The following is a 17,382-nucleotide window of genomic DNA, read 5'->3' as shown; positions in this document are numbered from 1 at the left end:
GATAAGAAACAAGGTTATTTTATCGGGAATGATCAATAAAGAGGCTTTCTGACACATACCTTTAATTGAAAGTCAATTTTAAACTATCTTGCAGGTAGTACAAAAAGTAGGACAGCCATGTTCAGCTCCCTTTCTCCGGTTACAAAAAGAAACATAGTTAAAATAGTGCCCTTTGGTCTCATCTGGTTGGCTTTGGGTCTCATATTCATGTTTATTGAATATGTAGCAATTGGAGATTTTAACAATGTTTCAACCACGGCAATACGGGTCAACCCAGAAATATTAGCATTTGCAAGCATCGCGGTAACAATGCTTGGTTTGCTAATTGGAGTCATTGAAGTGGTTTGGCTTAATAAGACCTTATCAAGTAAAAGTTTCACTATCAAATTGGTATACAAGTTGGTTTTCTATCTTGTATTTCTTTTCCTGGTCATACTGGTCACCTTTCCCATCGCTGCTAGTATGGAATTGGAAACTGGGCTGTTCGATCAAAGAGTTTGGGCTAAGTATGTTGCCTATCTAACGAGTATGACCAACCTGAGCACATTTGTTCAGATGAGTGTATCACTATTTGCCTGTCTTTTTTATGCTGAAATCAGCGAGAATATTGGCCAGAATGTTCTTCTGAATTTTTTTACCGGAAAGTATCACCAACCAGTAGAAGAGAAGCGTGTGTTTATGTTTTTGGATATGAAATCGTCAACCACTATTGCTGAGCAACTAGGCCATATCACTTATTTTAAGCTGCTGAAAGAATATTACAATACACTTACACATGCCATTATTAAACACGGAGGAGAGGTATATCAATACATAGGTGATGAGATTGTTATTTCCTGGCCGTTTGAAAAAGGCCTGCAAAATCAGAACTGTGTTAGATCATTTTTGGCAATGAAGCAAGACCTTGAGAACAGATCGGCATACTTTCAAAAAACATTTGGGGTGATTCCCACTTTCAAAGTAGGCATACACGCAGGGTTGGTAACAACCGGTGAAATTGGAGCATTGAAAAAGGAAATCATCTTTACAGGCGATGTGCTCAATACGACTGCACGAATTCAGGCATTATGCAATGAGCTGGGTGTTGATAACCTCATCTCAAAAGAGCTGGCAGATCAATTACCTGATACTGACAGCCTCAGCTTTGAATCGATGGGTACGCATGATTTGAAGGGAAAGATAGCATCAATTGAGTTGGTGACGATGTTTGATTTTTAATGTGTTGCTCGTTTTTTTCGATAAGAAAACTCATATAATATCCTATCGATATTTATAGCTAATGTGAATTTGATACCACTAGGTGAAATTATTTTACTCTTCATTAAACACGAAATATAATTTATATGTGGTAACGTTTCTCCAAAAACCATTTATAATTCAAAATATTTAAAACAGCTAATTTATTAACATAGGTTAATAAAATTGACATGTGCACTAGGCTATGTTTGCTGCTTAACAAATTTTTGAAGTTTGCACATCTCATTGGTTGCTTTTACATGTGTAGCAATGCTTTTAACAGGTCCACTTTCTTTTTCCATTGCGCAGGAAAAATTAATTGAAGGTATCGTTATAACTACAAAAGAAAAAGCACCATTAGAATACGTTAACATTGGAATTCCTAAGAAAAATATAGGCACTGTTTCTGATGAAAATGGAAAATTCGTTTTAAATATTTTAAGAGAAAATCAGAATGATACCCTACTCATATCGTGTATCGGTTATGCTACTGTAAAACTACCAATTAGCAATGCCCAAAAATTTCAAGAAATAACAATGACAGAGATTGCTGTGGAACTTGAGGAGATAACCATCGCATCACGTCAGGTAAAAGAAAAAACCTTTGGTATTTCCGTAAAGTCACCTAAAATGTCTGCGGGTTTCGAAAACAAATTGTTAGGCTATGAGTGTGGTGTGTTAACGAAGAATAAACACCAGGCGCATTTAAAAAGGCTTAGTTTTAATGTAGCCCAATTAAGTTATGACAGTATATTTTATAGGGTCAACATATACAGTAAATCAAAACTAGGATTCGAGAATATACTCAATAGTCCAATTTATTTAAAGCTGGCTAATGATGAGGTACAAAGAACAGTCTCTTTTGATCTTGTGCCATATGATATTTACATATCAGGAGATTTTTTAGTCACGTTAGAACACGTTAAAGATCTTGGTGAAGGTCTATTAAATTTTTCCGCAACACTTTTAAGAAAGACATACTATAGAAAAACAAGCCAGGGAGAATGGCAAACAGTTCCCGTGGGTATTAGCCTGAACGTAACTGCGGATGTCTTTTACCAATAAGTGTTTAAATGAAAGTAAAACAATCTATCATGCTAAAAATACTATGAAAAAGATTTTAAAGGTAATAACAATCGTTGTGGGCCTGATTATGCTGGCCTCTTCATGCAGCTTGCTTTATATAAAACGAGAAGTTAGGCAATTATCAGGTGAGAATACCACAGTCGTTGACCCTACACAATTCGAAATTAAACAGGGTAAGTTAGCCTTGACTAATGTGAATGTGCTTTCTCCTAATTCAGACTCGTTGATTCTTAATCAAACAGTACTGATCGATGAGAAAACAATTGTTGCAATAGGTGAGAACCTAGACATTCCTAAAGGTTATCAAGTAATTAATCATGAAGGGAAGTATCTTATTCCAGGGCTAGTAGATACCCATATTCATGCTTACAAAAGTAAAAATGATTTACTGCTTTATATTGCTAATGGAATCACTCAGGTTGCATTTATGAGTTCCTGGAAAGGAACTTATCTTGACTGGAAGAAGGAAGCACAAGAAGGCATTGGGTTGAGTCCACATATTTATATTGCAGCTGGGCCAATGAGTACGGCTCATGATTTAAGGTCAAAAATAAGGGCTTGGTTCGCTCCAATACCCGTGTATAACAGTCCGAAAAAGGCACGAAAAGCCGTAAGGAAATTTAAAGAGGAGGGCTATGATGCGGTTAAGGCTTATACACTTGAGAATGAGATATACCATGCTGTATCTGAAGAATCTAAAAAACAAGGAATTGAAATGGTGGGTCATTTAACGCCATATGCTGATTTTGATGACCTATACAGCTCTAACCAGACACAAATAGCCCATGTAGAAGAAATTACAAAAGCAGTGGAACGGCAATTTGGAGGAAGATCTAAAATCTATTGGGATAGCACTGAATATTATCTCGATTATTTAAAGAAAAATGCGGATGAGATTGCCAGAAAAATTAAAGAGAAAGACATTGTCGTATCCACAACAGTGATAGTATATGAATGTGCGAGAGAGCAGGATTTAAATCTTACGGAGTATCTTAAAACGATTGATTTAGAATATATGAATCCTGGAATTATTGAGGGGTCGAAGTTTAACCCCGGTTGGCTACCCGGCACAAACAATAGGTACGATTTCTACCCGCAAGATTCTGTTGGGATAAGCAAATCAAATATATATTGGAATACTTATATCAAAGCCGTTGAAATTATGACAAGAGCATTAGCTCGTAATGGTGTAGCTCTTGTTGCAGGAACTGATGCCGGTAATAGTGGTGTTGTCCCTGGGTTTTCGCTTCACTATGAACTGGAGTATTTAAATAGGATAGGCCTGTCGAACTCAGATGTCCTACGCTCTGCTACTTCTGCACCTACAAAATGGCTAGGAACAAATTCAGGGACAGTAGAAGTTGGCAAGGTAGCAGACCTACTTATTTTGGACAAAAATCCACTGGAAGATATAAGAAATACAAGGCAGATAGAAGCGGTCATTACCAATGGTCGATTAATAGAGAAATCTCAGCTCAATTTGATATTGAGCAAAATTAAAGAAGCCAACAATGAAAGCCGAAAAACGGACATTCAACAGTATTTAGATTAAAGTCTGGTTTTCTCATTTATTACTTAAAATAATTATGAAGCACATTTTACTTTTTAAATTCCTAATAACAACCCTTTTTTTACTAAATAATTTAAAGGTATCAGCTCAAAAGGCTGATACCATACCTTCTATTGCCATTTTGGGGACCATGCATTTTGCGAATACTAATGACTATGCAGAAATTCAAATAGAAGATTTAATGGAAGATCACAGACAGAAGGAATTGATCTCTTTAGTTGACAAAATAGCAGCGTATAAGCCAACCAAAATAATGATTGAGTGGGAACCTTCAGAGAGCGAAACGACTAATCAGGAGCTAGCTAACTATTTTTCGGGAGAATTTGAATTAGGTAGAAATGAGGTTTATCAAATTGGATTTCGACTGGCTAAAAAGATGAAAATAACACAGGTTGTTCCTGTTGACTTTCAAATGTCTTTGGGAGACCAAGAAGTGATGAACTACCTCAATGATGAAGGTAAAACTGAACAATTTACTAGTGTAATCAATCAAGTTGTTAAGTGGGCGCAGAATGAGACAGAGAAGCTAAAGTCAATGTCACTAACAGCGTACTATCAATATCTAAACTCAAACTCCTATGATGTATTTAATCGTAATTTCTATTTACAAAAGTTGATGACAGTTTCTGATAAGCCGGATACGCCAATTGTGAATTACGTGGCCAATTGGTATAAAAGAAACTTAAATATTATGAAGAACATTGATTCTAATACCTCTAGCCAAGACAGGGTGTTAGTGATAGTTGGGGCTGGTCATAGAGCCATTTTAAAAGGTTTTTATGAGTCTCGTAGTGATGTCCGATATGAAGAGATTGGTGAGTTTTTATCGCATCCCTAAATCTGATAATACTCAAGAATTAATCTTGTGTTGACCTAAAACAGTATACGTGCCCTAATCCAAAATTCAATTAAGCATTGAAAACTGAATTAAAATTATCAAAACACTGGAAGAAGTATCTATTAGAATTTGTCATGCTATTTCTTGCTGTGTTCTTAGGTTTTGTCGCTGAAAATTACAGAAGGGAAATTTTCTCAAAATCATTGGAAAGAAAATATATTAAATCGCTCATTGAGGATACAAGAGCTGACAAAAAGTATTTGAGTCAAATAATAAAAAGTAATACATTAAGGCAATCATATCTCGATTCTCTCTCTAAGTCTTGTTTTTCTTTTAATGGGCAAGATAGTACGGTGAAGGAGCTTTATTTATATTATGTAGTTGTACTAAATAGACCTGATTTTTTTGTGCCGAATGAGCTCACTATGGCACAACTTAAAAATGCTGGCGGAATGAGCTTAATAAATAATGAAAGTGCTGTAAAGGCAATATTGACTTATGATTTACAGAAATCTTTGGTAAAGAATCAGGAAGAATATTACGAAAACTACCATAATAAAGCTATAAACACTGGGTTAAAGATATTTTATAACCAAAAGGTTAGAACAGCGTGGAATTTCATAAAAGAAAAAGATTCAGTGCAGCTATCAACTATGGAATTCAAATTCATATCCAACGGTGAAAGTTTGGTTTCTCAATTCGGAAATGAGATCGACATGTTTAGCGGTATTGTTAATTATTATACTGTACTGTTGGAAGACTCAAAAAGCAAAGCCGATTCACTGATTATGATTTTGGAAAAACAATACGGATTTGAATAAAAATTAATTTTTTTAATGCCGTTAGTTAAAAACAAGCATAAAATTTTTTTTAGTCGTATATGATATGACTTCTAACTACATCACTAATAATTTAAATTTATTTATAATCAATCATCAATGAATAGGATAACTAAACTTTTTATTATCATACCCCTGGTCATTACAACCTTAGGTTTAGCTGTTTTTTCCATGTTATACACCCCTGATATTCCGTTAGAAGCATTAAAGGAAAAATATGCAGACGAAAAATCCAGATTTTTAAATATTGAGGGCATCAATGTGCACTACCAACAGATTGGTAAAGGACCAGATTTGGTATTGCTGCATGGTACAGGTGCCTCATTACATTCTTGGGAAGGCTGGGTTGACAATCTCAAAAATGACTTTAGAATAACAACTTTAGACTTACCGGCCTTCGGTTTAACCGGCCCAAACAAAGAAGGGGTATATACAATCGATTATTATGTAGACTTTCTTGAGAAGTTTACTTCAGAATTGGGCATTGATGAATTCTATTTAGCAGGTAATTCTTTGGGTGGGGGAATAGCTTGGAGTTTCGCGCTCAACAACTCGGAAAAAGTAAAAAGTTTAATTCTTGTGGATGCCTCAGGCTACCCTTCAGAAGAAATTCCTTTTGTTTTTAAATTGGCACGAAACAACGTCACATCATGGTTACTGACAACGATTACACCTAGGTCTTTTATCGAGGGTAACCTGAAAGAGGTTTATTATGATGATACTAAGATTACAGAAAGCTTAATTGATCGATACCATCAATTAACTTTGTCTCCCGGAAATAGACAAGCTTTTGTCGATCGTGCTCGCCACACCATGCAGTATCAGTATAACCGTATTAATGAACTAAATATGCCAGTTCTTATTCTATGGGGTAAATATGACGAGTGGGTTGCGCTTGAAGATGCCTACGCCTTTGAGAAAGACCTGGAAAATGACCAACTAATTATCTATGAATGTGGGCATTTGCCTATGGAGGAGCTCCCAAAAAAATCAGCCAGAGATGTGGAAATATTCTTAAAAAAAAACTATTAGTATTGATTTTGATTGGTAGCAATGCAGTTCTGCTAAATGGACAGACACTTTAAATAGGTTGCATAGTTAAATAAGTTTATGGATAACTAATTATCATATGTTAACAGTATTTTTTTGTCCAATAAACTAAGTTTAGGGGCAATAAGAGTTAAACTCAGTTATTTAGCAAATGAGATTAAAACGAATCAAATTGAAAATGGTCATTTACCTTCCTCAATGGATTTTACTATTGCTACTTTTCATCTCCTGTGACAATGATGAAATTAGTGAACCAAAAAACAGCAGTATACTTGAAAAGAATATTGTTCAAATTGCAAGATCAGAGAATATACCTTCGATTTACATTTCAATTAATTCTGGGAAAGAAAGTGTTAATTTTTCTTACTATAATCCGAATGTTGACAAACAACTGATATATGGAATTGGTAGTACTACGAAGTTATTGAGTGCTGTTTTAGTTTTTCGACTAATCGAGGATAATAAATTATCATTGGAAGATGCAATTACAAACTTTCTAGATTCAAAAAATAGCATTGTGGGTTTGGAAAATGTCTCAATTCGAAATCTTTTGAATCACACGAGTGGTCTTTCTGACTATTCACAAAATCCATTATGGATCGAACGAGTAATTAATGGTAATCCACCAAAAACGTATGAAGATAAAATTGCTTTGGTCGATGATGAATTACTTAATATGGGATCTTTTAATTATAGTAATACCAACTACCTTTTATTAGAAAAAGCTGTTGAGTCTGTTACAAACAAAAGTTATAAAGAAGCCTTCGAAGCATTCTACACTCAATTGGGGTTAGATGGAATTAAAATGGGAAATATGGATACAAGTCTGCAAGCCTTCTTTGCTCAAACCGAGGAAGTAAGTATTAACTCCTCAAATTGGAAAGAGTATCATGGCTTTGCTGGAAGTGCATATATTATACCAGAACAGCTGAATGAGTTTATGAAATTGCTTTTTATTGAAAAATCTATTTTAGAAAATAAAACAATCGATTTGATTACTGACTGGATTCCCATGGATTCTTTTGAGATACCAATAGGAGCTGGATTAATAAGTGAATATGGTAATGGGATAATGAACTTGAATTACAAAGGGGAAAAATATATTGGGCATATTGGAGGAACACTAAAATATCAATCTTTTTTATTCTACGATATGAACAATCAAATATCAATAACAGTGGTTACGAATTGTGCTGGAAGCCATTATAATCAGGCGTTTTTTCAATTAATAATTCCTGAAATTCTTGATTGGATTTAGAAGTAAACTTCTTGGCAATGCTTGGAGAACACAACATAGTGATAAAATCCAAAACATTATAAGAGATCAAGGTTACTTTATATTTGTTCCCGATCGTAAATTACAACTAATTAGTTAATTATCGTCTAGTAAGCGGGTCACGTTAATAATTTATTAAAATTGAATTCAATACAGCAAATTAACATAAGTTAATCATAGTGAAATGCGCACTAGACTATGTTTTATACATAACAAATTTTTGAAGTGTGCACATCTCATTGGTTGCTTTTACATTTGTAGCAATGCTTTTAACAGGTCTACTTTCTTTTTCCATTGCGCGAGAAAAATTAATTGAAGGTATAGTTTTGAATACAAAAGCGAGGATTCATTCTTCGTCATCTTTAGCTAATTATAAGCCAATTTTAAGGATAGCATTGCATAGAGGAATTCATCAGTTGGTTACTTTATTTTTCTATTTGGTGGAGGCGGCTTTCATAACCTAACTATAGTCAACTCTTTAGAATAGAGAGACTGTCAAAATTCGTATTATCAATAATAATATCGGCAAAACCTTCTGGATCGTTCAATTTCCTATACAAACGTGATGCTTCATGGTAACGCTTTAGGTATTTTTCTCTAGCCTTTTCAAGACTACCTAATAATTTGGCATCTCTATTCACTCCTCTGTACATAGCAGTATTAAAATCCGTTTTCAAATAAATTTTATAATCCCAGTGCTTTCTTAAGTTTGGTTTGAAAAGATACGCCCCGTCAGTTACCAAAATAGTATCTTCTGTAATAGGTTCTGGGCTTAAGTCCAAATAGTTATCGGTTACTAAATTATGTGTTGCTTTAACTATTGTTGGAAGGTCTTGTTGTGATGAAAGAAGAACGTTGTTTACAAAGCTCATCTCGTTATACGAGTCTTCATAATACCCTTTTGCTGAATCTCTACCTTGACGATACCTGTGTGACTGATTATAATGGAAACCATCTATGGAAATGTGCAGGGCAGTTTTTCCCTGCGCATTTAGAAACTTAACAAAACTTTGAGCAAAAATAGTTTTACCAGTGCCTTCAATACCGTTGATGGCAATTCTTTTAGGCTTATCCTTCTTAAGCAATTTTATCTTATTGAAGATAAGAAAGAAGATCATTTTTTGTGTCATTTAAGCACAAGGGTTGATTAAATGTGTTTTACCGGAAAATTATATAGGAGTCTTCAAGGTTTATTTTATTTTCTTGTTTAATGTACTTAAAAATTAAAATATGAGATAACAAAACAATAGGAACCACTACAGATGGTAACCACACAAATGGAAATTGAAGTACTGCAATGTTCGGTTGGTCGAATGCTAATAATTGAATAACACTAGGAGCAGAGAAAATGGCACTAAATACTATGATGGCTAATAATATCAAAGCACTCAGATTCCATAAAAACAGAATTTTCTTGTTCAATTTGTTAATTACAAACAATGCTAGTATCGGTATTGCTGCAATTCCGCTTAGAATATCCCAATTCCAGCCAGCGTAGGTCATAAGTTTTGGAATTAAACCCAGTTCATATAACTGAAATAGAATAATTTCTATTGGTATTCGCAGCAAGTGTATCATTAACAGGAAGAACAAATTGACTTTACTTACATCAATTTTTTTCAATGAATAAATAACGATAATAATACTAGGGATAATAAGAAAAATAAAGCGCGGTGGTAAGGCTTCTGTATTTTGATAGAATTTTAGATACGATAACAAGCCCACAATAGTGCCAACAGCAATAAATAACGCAGGGAAACGCCATCCTTGATTTAAGGCTAAACCAAGGATTATGATGGCTACAATGGCAATGCCAATAAACATAATTTCTATTCCTAACATCATAGCGCATATTGCTTTAAATGATGATCAATATGTTTATAGAATAGATTACTCCATTCTTGAGACGACAAATTACCGAAAACAGGGTGTTTTCTTTGTTCAAAAAACTGCGCCCCTTGCATACTAACTTTATCTAAGTAGTTGTCTAATCGTTCTTTTTCCTTGCCGAAATCAGGCTGATGACTGATCACCATTTCTGGTGCAGTTCTACTATTCTTTTTGTAAGGAGTTTCGTCAATGAGTTTGGGCTTTACTAATTTTTGAAGTACAAACCTCAAAAATGCATTGGGTCTTTTCTGATTTTCAACAAAACCAATTTCAAACATAACATTTAAGTGGGCCAGCATTTGAGCTGGATTCATCACACCCCAGAGAGGTTGATTGTTCGCATTTAACTTATCTATTCTTTGCTTAATATCGGAAATAACAGCACGGTTGTAAATTGAAGGTAGTGGCATGGTAATCATTTTTAGTAAGCATTTAAGGTATTTCTAACTTCCACGGAGCCACCAGCTGCAAGAATTGGGCACCCTTTTGCAAATTCAGTTGCTTCGCGAAGGTCAACCGCTTTTAACACCATATTTCCACTGATGAATTTACTTTCTACCTTCTCACTAGAAGGTTCAGGCATCGAATGATGCGAGAGTAGGTTGCTTTCGAAACCCAGTTGATAAGAACTGACCAATCTGGCTTTAGAACCAATCTGGCTGATCCAATCTTGCCATGATTTTTTTATTTGAGCAATTTCATTGGCAGTAGGTTGAACATCTTTTTTCAATTCCATTCGGAATAGTAACATGTAGTCTTTTAAATTTTCCATAACCATAAGTGTTTGATTAATAAATAATAATCAAATATGGTCTGTTGAAATTTATATTCACTTGTCCTATGTTAACAAATGCAGGCTATGAATTACCACCTGACATTTCTTTTCTTATTCTGCTAAGTGATGGCGCCTTCATACCTAAATAAGACGCAATATGTTTTAAGGATACGTTCTGAATTATCTCAGGCTTCTCTTCAACTAGTCTTAAGTAGCGCTCTTTTGCCTGGTCAGTAATTAAAGAGGTGCTATGTCGTTTAAGGTCAAAATATGATTTTACTAATCTTGCCCTGCCGCGTTCTCTGAATTCTTCTATACTATGAAAAAGTTGCTGGAAGGTTTCAAAATCTAGTTCCCAGCAAACACAATCAGTAAGTGCTTGAATATACTCTTTTGTAGGAGTATGCATGAAAAATGAGGGCCAATCAATAACAACATCAGGAGGTGAATAAAAATAAGTGCTTACATCATTGCCTTCGAAATCAATTAAATAAGATCTAACAAACCCTTCTTGTACCATCCAGTATGCATTGGCTTTCTGGCCTTCCTTTAGCAAAAACTCTCCTTTTTTAAAATTGATTTTTTTAAAACTTGAAAGTATCAGTTGTCGCTCTTCATCTGAATAGTTTTCCAATGAAAAATTTTCGTAGAGGATGTTATCTTTCATTCAGATATTTGTGTTTGAATTTTGTATTCTATAGAAACAATTTCAACGGAATTAGTTCTTGCAATATCCCATGAATCTTCCGCATCAAAGCTAAAGAGACATTCAGATTCAGCTTCTATCTGACTGCATTCTGAAGAATCAGAAGATAATCGTGTTACCTCTAAACCATCAACAATGGTTTTAATACTGTAAAAACCTATTACACCAAATTTATTTGGGTTAATAAACTTTACATCATAGCGTAGTCTTGTCGAATTATTGCCTGTATCAGGAATAAATTCAAAAGATAGAAGTTCAATTTCGATCTGTTTCAACTGAGCTTCTTCGTCAGGACCAGGATCATCTTTCTCTCCACAGGCAGAAGTTATGAAAATAAATAGGGCAACTACTATACGATATAATTTCATAGTGAACATTTACAATAACAATGTTACCATGACATTTACCAATAAAATGTTAACCTATGTTAATTTCATTCTTGTTCAGTAAATGATATCGAGTTAAAAAAGTGGGTAGTCTTTGATGCCTATTCTTCTGTTTTTTTCAACCAATATACTCCATCATTCAAGTTATCGATATAAATCTGATAGTCTTTGAAGAAGTTAATGCCTATTCTTGGCTGACTCGATGTATTAATATTAAACTCAACGTTTTCAAACTTAAAGTCTCCAATGCTTAATTCAGGGATCACTCCTATTTGCTCTGTTATTTTCTGCAGACCACCCAACGTGTAGCGTTCTCTTACATTTTCTTTAAGGCTAACAGTTGCTGATACATCCTTGGCAAATTTTGAATCAGTCGGTAGATTGATAACGGAGCTGCTGCCTAGGTCAATTACGACTTTGTATTCTTTGCCTCGAAATGTTAAAAAGGTATATGGGTTATTACCATTTTGTCTGATTATTTTTATGGACTTAAATGTATTATCTGCTAAACTATTGGTTGACATAATGATTGCCTTGTTAGGATAATCAATTAGCCAATTTACTTTGCTAATTACTGATTGGCCCAGAATACCACCAAAGTTTGGGATTTGTTCCTTCAGACCCACCATATCGCCATTTAAGGCAACAGTATTTTGAAAGTTTACATCACCAATTTTTAATGAAGGGATTATTTCCTCGCCCAGTTCCATCTTACGCTTGGAGGCACCTGCGTAATTAGTTGATTTGCCTAGAATAGAATCTCTTTGAATTAAGGTTAGGTCGGCACCAGTATCAAATAAAAATTGTGACATTTGGCCATCTATCGAAATATCAAATCCTATAACACCCTTGTATGTTTGAAAAGTGAATTCTTCTTCGAAATTCGTTGGGCTGACAAAACCTTGTTGCTGTTTTTTTAATAGCCCACAGCTTGATACAAAAATGCCAAATGAAATGGTGGCTAACTTAATTATTCTCATGATTGAACGCTTTATTTAACAATATTTAGTTTCTTTTTCCGATAAATTTATACTCATCAGATTCTTTTGAAATGGCATGGAACTGCATCAATTGTTGAGCTATTTTGATCGAACCAAAATTCTCTTTATGAATGTATGCTACAACTTCTTCATAATTTAAAATGTTTAAACAATAGAAGAGTAATTGTTTGGTAAGTTCCTTACCCAAACCTTGACCCCAAAATTTTTCACGTAGCCGATAAGCTATTTCGTATTCGCTTCTTTCATTAAGATAAACACCACACAAGCCTATAAATTGATTCGTGTTTTTCTCAATAGCGGCCCAAATCCTAAAGAGCTCATCACTTCGGTCGTAATACGAAATAAACTTTTCAAGTTCTTTTATACTTTCTTCAATATTCATATGTTTCTTGATGTAGCGCATCACGTTTGGGTTGCGTTGCATGTCATAAAAATCAATTAAGTCCTCGATATTAAATTCTCGGACGATTATTCTCACAGTTTCAAAAATGTAGGATATACCCTTTTTTGGAACATCTAAATGTTTAACCATTATTGGCATAAACCTTTTTTTAACGATTGTGGGTTTTAATGAGACTGTTTTGAAACCGAAATTTTTGTAGAATCCTTCAGCATTGGGGTCTGATTCTAAAACAATAAAGTCAACAGGCCCTTCTTTTAATTCATCTAAAAAAGTATCCATCATAAAAGCACCTAATCCTTTACCAATTTTATTTGGAAGAATAAACATACTTTGAAGCCTGGCTAATGATTCAATAGTTGAATAGGCGAAAAAACCAACAATTACTGATTTAACAACAATTTTGAACACATGATTATTTTCAATGAATTCTTTAGTAATTGTTAATTCATCCTGCCACTTATCCATTAATTTTTGTTCATAACCCCAGTAAGATTTTGAGTTTCTCATGAGGGAGGTTAAATTGTTATGGTCATTAGATGTGGCTTTGTATACCTTCATTTGTAGAGAAAAGTTATTGAAGCTGAGTATGGTATAGCGCTCATTTTATTCCAAAAGGTTTAGTTATCTGATCGAATTCTGAAGCAGATATAAAACAGGGTCTTGATCATCTTGTAGTAAAACATCTGGCTGCACTGATTTCAATCCTTCGAATTGACTGTTTGCCAAATTATAAACACTGGATATTTTGTACGTGAGTTTGGAATTCGGCAGTGTTTTACTGACCAATGCAAAACCATTGAATGATTGAAGGTTGCCCGTAGGTTGCCCAACGAGAGTACCCATTTTATAGTATTTAAACATTTCAGCAAAAATGGAGCCCGCAGAAAAGGTGTCATGATCAGTAAGAAGATAAACATGACCACTAAATCGTTCATTATCGGGATAAGTGTTTCTTAGCTCGTATTCAATTTCAATGGTTTCTCCAAAGTCTGCGTCATAGAATACTGCAGAATATTCATTGACTAAATATATGGGTTTAAACCATCTAATGCCCCGAAGTACAAACCTTCTATCGAAGGCCTCTTTAAAGTCTTTAGTTATTTTCCAATATGCTTTAGATAGTTTTCTGAATTTTTGATCAGAAATGTACTTCGCTAATAATTCCCCGTAGCTATCAGATCCACCACTATGACCTCTAAAATCTAAAATCAAACTTTTAGATTCAGCATCTTTAAGTCGCTGGAAAGACTGCTTGTAGAAATCATTTATGTCAGATTCACTTCCATTAAAGTCTTTTATTGTCATGTAACCTATAGAATCCTGTAAGAATTTAAAGCTATAAGAAGGGGAATCTTTAACAGATTTTCCTTTACGCTGCTCCCATGAAATACCTTCAACTTTGATGGTGTCATACTTGGCTAATATTGAGTCGTCTGAAGATATTATCTCGAATGCTTCCTGCCTGCCAAAGGCTTTCCAGTAATAAAACCCAAAATCATCAGATATATCTTTTTCATCTAATTCATTTGTTTCTTTGGTAGCATGTAATTTAAGAGTTTTGATAAGTTCATTAGACTCAATACCATTAATACTTCTAACTAATCTTCTGGTTAGACTATTAGAAGACTCAAATCTAATTTGGCCGTTACTAAGTTCAACTGAATAAGGGAAAAAGAGGCCCCCATTTTTTACATAATCAGTTAAAACATACGCATCGTCTGCTACGGAATGTGCGTCATTATAACCACAAATTAATTTGTCAACAATCCTCCAAAACTCGATGATGGTTAAACTATCACTTATTGCTAATTCATAACTACTGATCTCTTCCAACAACACAGCTTTACTTCTAAATCTGTATGGATTTGGGTGTATCTGTTCAAATGAAGAAACGATTTCAAGCAAATCTAAAATAGCTGCTTTCTTTGAGATATAATCTTGGTTTGAAACAAATCTGACAGACTCATCTTCGGGCTCATAAGACCAGGTAGCCAGAAAAACAACAAGTGTAATGAATGTTAATAGTATAACCAGTCCGGCTTTCATGGCTTTATCGGGTTTGTAATTATGTATTTAATTTGACTAATGACAGTTAAAACTCTTATCTAAAGTACTTGTGTTATTTTCCCTTGTAATATTTTCTTGATTGAAGTGAAACCAGCATTACTCCTATAGTGGTAATTACAATAATTGAGAATTTCAAAATAGACTCGTACCCCATCAGTTTTAAAATGAAATAGCTTATAACAATAGTTATTCCCAGTAGTGTGAAGCCATTACGCATATGGGTAGTTAGACCTGGAAGGTTTACACTTTTTTTCTTTGATTCAGGCATTGTATTATACCCTGAAATTAAATTAGGAAAGGCTTTAACAAGAAAGCCAATGCCAATGAAAAAAACGCCTAAAAGTAAGTGAAATAGTAACATATTTAATTTCGTATAAATGAAATAACATTCTTCATTAAATCAGGATGTAATGGTAGATCAGGATTACTGTACGTTTCCAGGTTTTTTTGTCTGTCAGATGGACTTTCTTTCAGCACATGGTTCATTCCTTCAATGAACACTAGTTTGGCATTTGCATTTGCGCCTTCCAGTAATTGTGCATCCTTGGCGGATACTTGTAAATCATTTGTTCCTTGAACAACCAAAACTGGTTTGTCCAGCTTTGCGAGTTCCTTAACAGGATCGTATTGAAACCATGAAATCATATAAGGCTGAACACTCGGACGAAACAGTGCATAGAGCATTGGTGGTATACTATCATAAGTTTCTCCATTCTTAAGTTTTTCGAGAATTGGAGAAGACTGATCAACAATAAATGGAGGTTGTGAACTTAGCTGCTCGCTTATGATATCTGCTGCTGCTCGACCAGACCCAGCCAGTGAAATGAATTTTGTGACCTCGTTATTTCGGGAGGCGACCATTCCTATTAATGATCCCTCGCTATGGCCTAGGATTATTACTTCAGAAAATCGGTCATCTTTTGCCACTAAATTTACCCAACCATTTGCGTCTTCTATGTAATGTTCAAATCTTAGATTATTTTCATCGGAGCCTGCAGCAGAACTTTTTGCGATACCTCGTTTATCAAAACGAACGGTAGCTATTCCATTTAATGAAAGCTGTTCGGCTATCATTTTTAACGAATTGTTCTTCATTACAGGATTGTTACCATCTCGATCTGTAGGGCCTGATCCGGCTATAATAATCACAATTGGAATTTCCTTTTCAGATGCTGGATATAGTAAAGTACCTTCTAAACTTCCTGTTGGTGTTTTGAGGGTTAGTGTGCTGGATTCTTGTCCAACCACTTCGAATACAAGCATCGTAAAGAATAGTGAAAAGAAGGTTAATTTATTTATTTTCATTTGCTAAAAATTAAATCCAAAATGTAATCCCGGTTCACCGATGAAATACTTAGACCATTTGTCATCCAATCTCTTAAATGAGTCTGGCATTTCTGTATGATATGGTCTATGAGTTACTGCCAGTGATGGTTGAATAAAGAATTTATCGTTAAAAAGTTTTATGTGATAACCGATTCTATAGGTATTAAATATCTGGAATCCATTATCTATTTTACTTCCGTCTTGAACAAAACGTTGCCATGCAGGCATTACATGAACGGCAGTATACAGACCTTTCCACCAAAAGCGTTGATAGGCGATAGCAAAGCCATATTCCCTTATAAACCCAGGAAATTTTTCTTCATCGGCAAAATATGAGTCTCCATAAGGAATTCCCAACGACCATTCGTAACGCCAGGTTTTTAATTCTAAAGAAATAACATCTCTGCCTGTAAGCCGATAGCCCAAATTTAATTGGACAAAATCGGGACTATTTTCTTGGTCTAGATTGCCAAACAGAAAGAATGTGCTTCCAATAAAACATTTCTTGTAGGTGCTTTCATTTTTGTTGTATTGGGCATTTAAATCAATTGAATAATAAAGCATTACAATAAATATGGGCAGCACTTTTCTTAACATAAGTATATTTGTTTACCTGCTAAGTTGTGCACATGTTTAGACTCATAGTATTAACTTATGTTAATAAAATGTGTCAGCTTCTTTTCTCTTTCTCGAGGATACGCATTCTTAACCTACTTAATGATTGTGGCGTTATGCCGATATAACTTGCTAAATGTCGCTGCGGAACACGCTGTATAAGATCTGGTCGTTTTTCCAGTAAATTCAGGTATCGCTGTTCAGGTGTTAGAATTTTAAATAAATCAAAATCTAGCTGTTGTTTTGCCAGTAGTTCGTCTGACAATATCCTGCATAGTTTCTCAAACTTTGGAAATTTTTCAAACATATCAATTTCTA

At 34.5% G+C, this 17,382-nt stretch carries 20 protein-coding genes; 7 read left to right on the top strand and 13 right to left on the bottom strand.

The window, feature by feature from the left end; all coding sequences use genetic code 11:
- Positions 1–117 precede the first annotated feature (117 nt).
- The 7 genes from RLO81_RS05115 to RLO81_RS05085 all read left to right on the top strand — a co-directional run bounded on the left by RLO81_RS05115 (position 118) and on the right by RLO81_RS05085 (position 7,877).
- Positions 118–1,218 (top strand): adenylate/guanylate cyclase domain-containing protein, encoded by a 1,101-nt coding sequence (locus RLO81_RS05115; RefSeq protein ID WP_350108169.1) that lies wholly within the window; start codon positions 118–120, stop codon positions 1,216–1,218.
- Between the two features lie 288 nt (positions 1,219–1,506).
- Complete coding sequence (locus RLO81_RS05110; protein WP_350108166.1) at positions 1,507–2,301, top strand: carboxypeptidase-like regulatory domain-containing protein; 795 nt, start codon at positions 1,507–1,509, stop codon at positions 2,299–2,301.
- 43 nt (positions 2,302–2,344) lie between these two features.
- A complete protein-coding gene (locus RLO81_RS05105; protein WP_350108163.1) occupies positions 2,345–3,874 on the top strand; it encodes an amidohydrolase family protein in 1,530 nt (509 codons plus the stop codon).
- Between the two features lie 34 nt (positions 3,875–3,908).
- The gene (locus RLO81_RS05100; protein ID WP_350108160.1) at positions 3,909–4,730 is read left to right on the top strand and encodes a DUF5694 domain-containing protein; all 822 of its coding nucleotides are present in this window, start codon (positions 3,909–3,911) and stop codon (positions 4,728–4,730) included.
- A gap of 77 nt (positions 4,731–4,807) precedes the next feature.
- A complete protein-coding gene (locus RLO81_RS05095; protein WP_350108157.1) occupies positions 4,808–5,551 on the top strand; it encodes a hypothetical protein in 744 nt (247 codons plus the stop codon).
- Between the two features lie 117 nt (positions 5,552–5,668).
- On the top strand, positions 5,669–6,601 hold the full coding sequence (locus RLO81_RS05090; protein ID WP_350108154.1) for an alpha/beta fold hydrolase: 933 nt from the start codon (positions 5,669–5,671) through the stop codon (positions 6,599–6,601).
- Between the two features lie 169 nt (positions 6,602–6,770).
- Positions 6,771–7,877 carry a serine hydrolase domain-containing protein gene (locus RLO81_RS05085; protein WP_350108152.1) on the top strand — a complete coding sequence of 369 codons (1,107 nt, stop codon included), beginning with the start codon at positions 6,771–6,773 and terminating at the stop codon, positions 7,875–7,877.
- 488 nt (positions 7,878–8,365) lie between these two features.
- On the opposite strand, the gene RLO81_RS05080 is transcribed toward RLO81_RS05085, so the two are convergent.
- From RLO81_RS05080 to RLO81_RS05020, 13 genes are all read right to left on the bottom strand, one after another.
- The gene (locus RLO81_RS05080; protein WP_350108150.1) at positions 8,366–9,013 is read right to left on the bottom strand and encodes a nucleoside/nucleotide kinase family protein; all 648 of its coding nucleotides are present in this window, start codon (positions 9,011–9,013) and stop codon (positions 8,366–8,368) included.
- 40 nt (positions 9,014–9,053) lie between these two features.
- On the bottom strand, positions 9,054–9,740 hold the full coding sequence (locus RLO81_RS05075) for a DUF8737 domain-containing protein (RefSeq protein ID WP_350108147.1): 687 nt from the start codon (positions 9,738–9,740) through the stop codon (positions 9,054–9,056).
- A complete protein-coding gene (locus RLO81_RS05070) occupies positions 9,737–10,195 on the bottom strand; it encodes a DUF1569 domain-containing protein (protein WP_350108145.1) in 459 nt (152 codons plus the stop codon). The genes RLO81_RS05075 and RLO81_RS05070 overlap by 4 nt, the downstream gene beginning before the upstream one ends.
- An 11-nt stretch (positions 10,196–10,206) precedes the next feature.
- Positions 10,207–10,557, bottom strand: coding sequence for a YciI family protein (locus RLO81_RS05065; protein WP_350108142.1), 351 nt, complete (start codon positions 10,555–10,557; stop codon positions 10,207–10,209).
- An 85-nt stretch (positions 10,558–10,642) separates the two neighbouring features.
- Complete coding sequence (locus RLO81_RS05060) at positions 10,643–11,227, bottom strand: Crp/Fnr family transcriptional regulator (protein WP_350108139.1); 585 nt, start codon at positions 11,225–11,227, stop codon at positions 10,643–10,645.
- Positions 11,224–11,634, bottom strand: coding sequence for a hypothetical protein (locus RLO81_RS05055; RefSeq protein WP_350108136.1), 411 nt, complete (start codon positions 11,632–11,634; stop codon positions 11,224–11,226). The genes RLO81_RS05060 and RLO81_RS05055 overlap by 4 nt, the downstream gene beginning before the upstream one ends.
- A 119-nt stretch (positions 11,635–11,753) precedes the next feature.
- A complete protein-coding gene (locus RLO81_RS05050; RefSeq protein WP_350108133.1) occupies positions 11,754–12,632 on the bottom strand; it encodes a hypothetical protein in 879 nt (292 codons plus the stop codon).
- 25 nt (positions 12,633–12,657) lie between these two features.
- Positions 12,658–13,614, bottom strand: a complete 957-nt coding sequence (locus tag RLO81_RS05045) for a GNAT family N-acetyltransferase (protein ID WP_350108130.1) — start codon at positions 13,612–13,614, stop codon at positions 12,658–12,660.
- Positions 13,615–13,677: 63 nt separating this feature from the next.
- Complete coding sequence (locus tag RLO81_RS05040) at positions 13,678–15,102, bottom strand: S41 family peptidase (RefSeq protein ID WP_350108127.1); 1,425 nt, start codon at positions 15,100–15,102, stop codon at positions 13,678–13,680.
- A 73-nt stretch (positions 15,103–15,175) separates the two neighbouring features.
- Positions 15,176–15,484 carry a DUF3784 domain-containing protein gene (locus RLO81_RS05035; protein WP_350108124.1) on the bottom strand — a complete coding sequence of 103 codons (309 nt, stop codon included), beginning with the start codon at positions 15,482–15,484 and terminating at the stop codon, positions 15,176–15,178.
- Between the two features lie 2 nt (positions 15,485–15,486).
- Entirely contained in the window at positions 15,487–16,428 is a 942-nt protein-coding gene (locus RLO81_RS05030; RefSeq protein WP_350108122.1) for an alpha/beta hydrolase, read from the bottom strand.
- Between the two features lie 3 nt (positions 16,429–16,431).
- Entirely contained in the window at positions 16,432–17,046 is a 615-nt protein-coding gene (locus RLO81_RS05025; protein WP_350108120.1) for a hypothetical protein, read from the bottom strand.
- Positions 17,047–17,119: 73 nt separating this feature from the next.
- Positions 17,120–17,382: cyclic nucleotide-binding domain-containing protein (locus tag RLO81_RS05020; RefSeq protein WP_502880431.1), on the bottom strand; the 263-nt coding region annotated here is incomplete at its 5' end.

Origin of the sequence: Fulvivirga sp. (assembly GCF_040220315.1) — a bacterium.
Lineage (GTDB): Bacteria > Bacteroidota > Bacteroidia > Cytophagales > Cyclobacteriaceae > Fulvivirga.
The sequence above is the reverse complement of the archived record's forward strand: the minus strand, read 5'-3'. Positions and strand labels throughout refer to the sequence as shown.

Bases quoted from the DNA above. Each gene is read 5' to 3' on its own strand.
- RLO81_RS05100 (WP_350108160.1), top strand. From the start codon at position 3,909: ATGAAGCACATTTTACTTTTTAAATTCCTAATAACAACCCTTTTTTTA.
- RLO81_RS05090 (WP_350108154.1), top strand. From the start codon at position 5,669: ATGAATAGGATAACTAAACTTTTTATTATCATACCCCTGGTCATTACA.
- RLO81_RS05080 (WP_350108150.1), bottom strand. From the start codon at position 9,013: ATGATCTTCTTTCTTATCTTCAATAAGATAAAATTGCTTAAGAAGGAT.
- RLO81_RS05070 (WP_350108145.1), bottom strand. From the start codon at position 10,195: ATGCCACTACCTTCAATTTACAACCGTGCTGTTATTTCCGATATTAAG.
- RLO81_RS05040 (WP_350108127.1), bottom strand. From the start codon at position 15,102: ATGAAAGCCGGACTGGTTATACTATTAACATTCATTACACTTGTTGTT.
- RLO81_RS05105 (WP_350108163.1), top strand. From the start codon at position 2,345: ATGAAAAAGATTTTAAAGGTAATAACAATCGTTGTGGGCCTGATTATG.
- RLO81_RS05030 (WP_350108122.1), bottom strand. From the start codon at position 16,428: ATGAAAATAAATAAATTAACCTTCTTTTCACTATTCTTTACGATGCTT.
- RLO81_RS05060 (WP_350108139.1), bottom strand. From the start codon at position 11,227: ATGAAAGATAACATCCTCTACGAAAATTTTTCATTGGAAAACTATTCA.
- RLO81_RS05115 (WP_350108169.1), top strand. From the start codon at position 118: ATGTTCAGCTCCCTTTCTCCGGTTACAAAAAGAAACATAGTTAAAATA.
- RLO81_RS05025 (WP_350108120.1), bottom strand. From the start codon at position 17,046: ATGTTAAGAAAAGTGCTGCCCATATTTATTGTAATGCTTTATTATTCA.
- RLO81_RS05065 (WP_350108142.1), bottom strand. From the start codon at position 10,557: ATGGAAAATTTAAAAGACTACATGTTACTATTCCGAATGGAATTGAAA.
- RLO81_RS05050 (WP_350108133.1), bottom strand. From the start codon at position 12,632: ATGAGAATAATTAAGTTAGCCACCATTTCATTTGGCATTTTTGTATCA.
- RLO81_RS05085 (WP_350108152.1), top strand. From the start codon at position 6,771: ATGAGATTAAAACGAATCAAATTGAAAATGGTCATTTACCTTCCTCAA.
- RLO81_RS05045 (WP_350108130.1), bottom strand. From the start codon at position 13,614: ATGAAGGTATACAAAGCCACATCTAATGACCATAACAATTTAACCTCC.
- RLO81_RS05055 (WP_350108136.1), bottom strand. From the start codon at position 11,634: ATGAAATTATATCGTATAGTAGTTGCCCTATTTATTTTCATAACTTCT.
- RLO81_RS05110 (WP_350108166.1), top strand. From the start codon at position 1,507: ATGCTTTTAACAGGTCCACTTTCTTTTTCCATTGCGCAGGAAAAATTA.
- RLO81_RS05035 (WP_350108124.1), bottom strand. From the start codon at position 15,484: ATGTTACTATTTCACTTACTTTTAGGCGTTTTTTTCATTGGCATTGGC.
- RLO81_RS05075 (WP_350108147.1), bottom strand. From the start codon at position 9,740: ATGATGTTAGGAATAGAAATTATGTTTATTGGCATTGCCATTGTAGCC.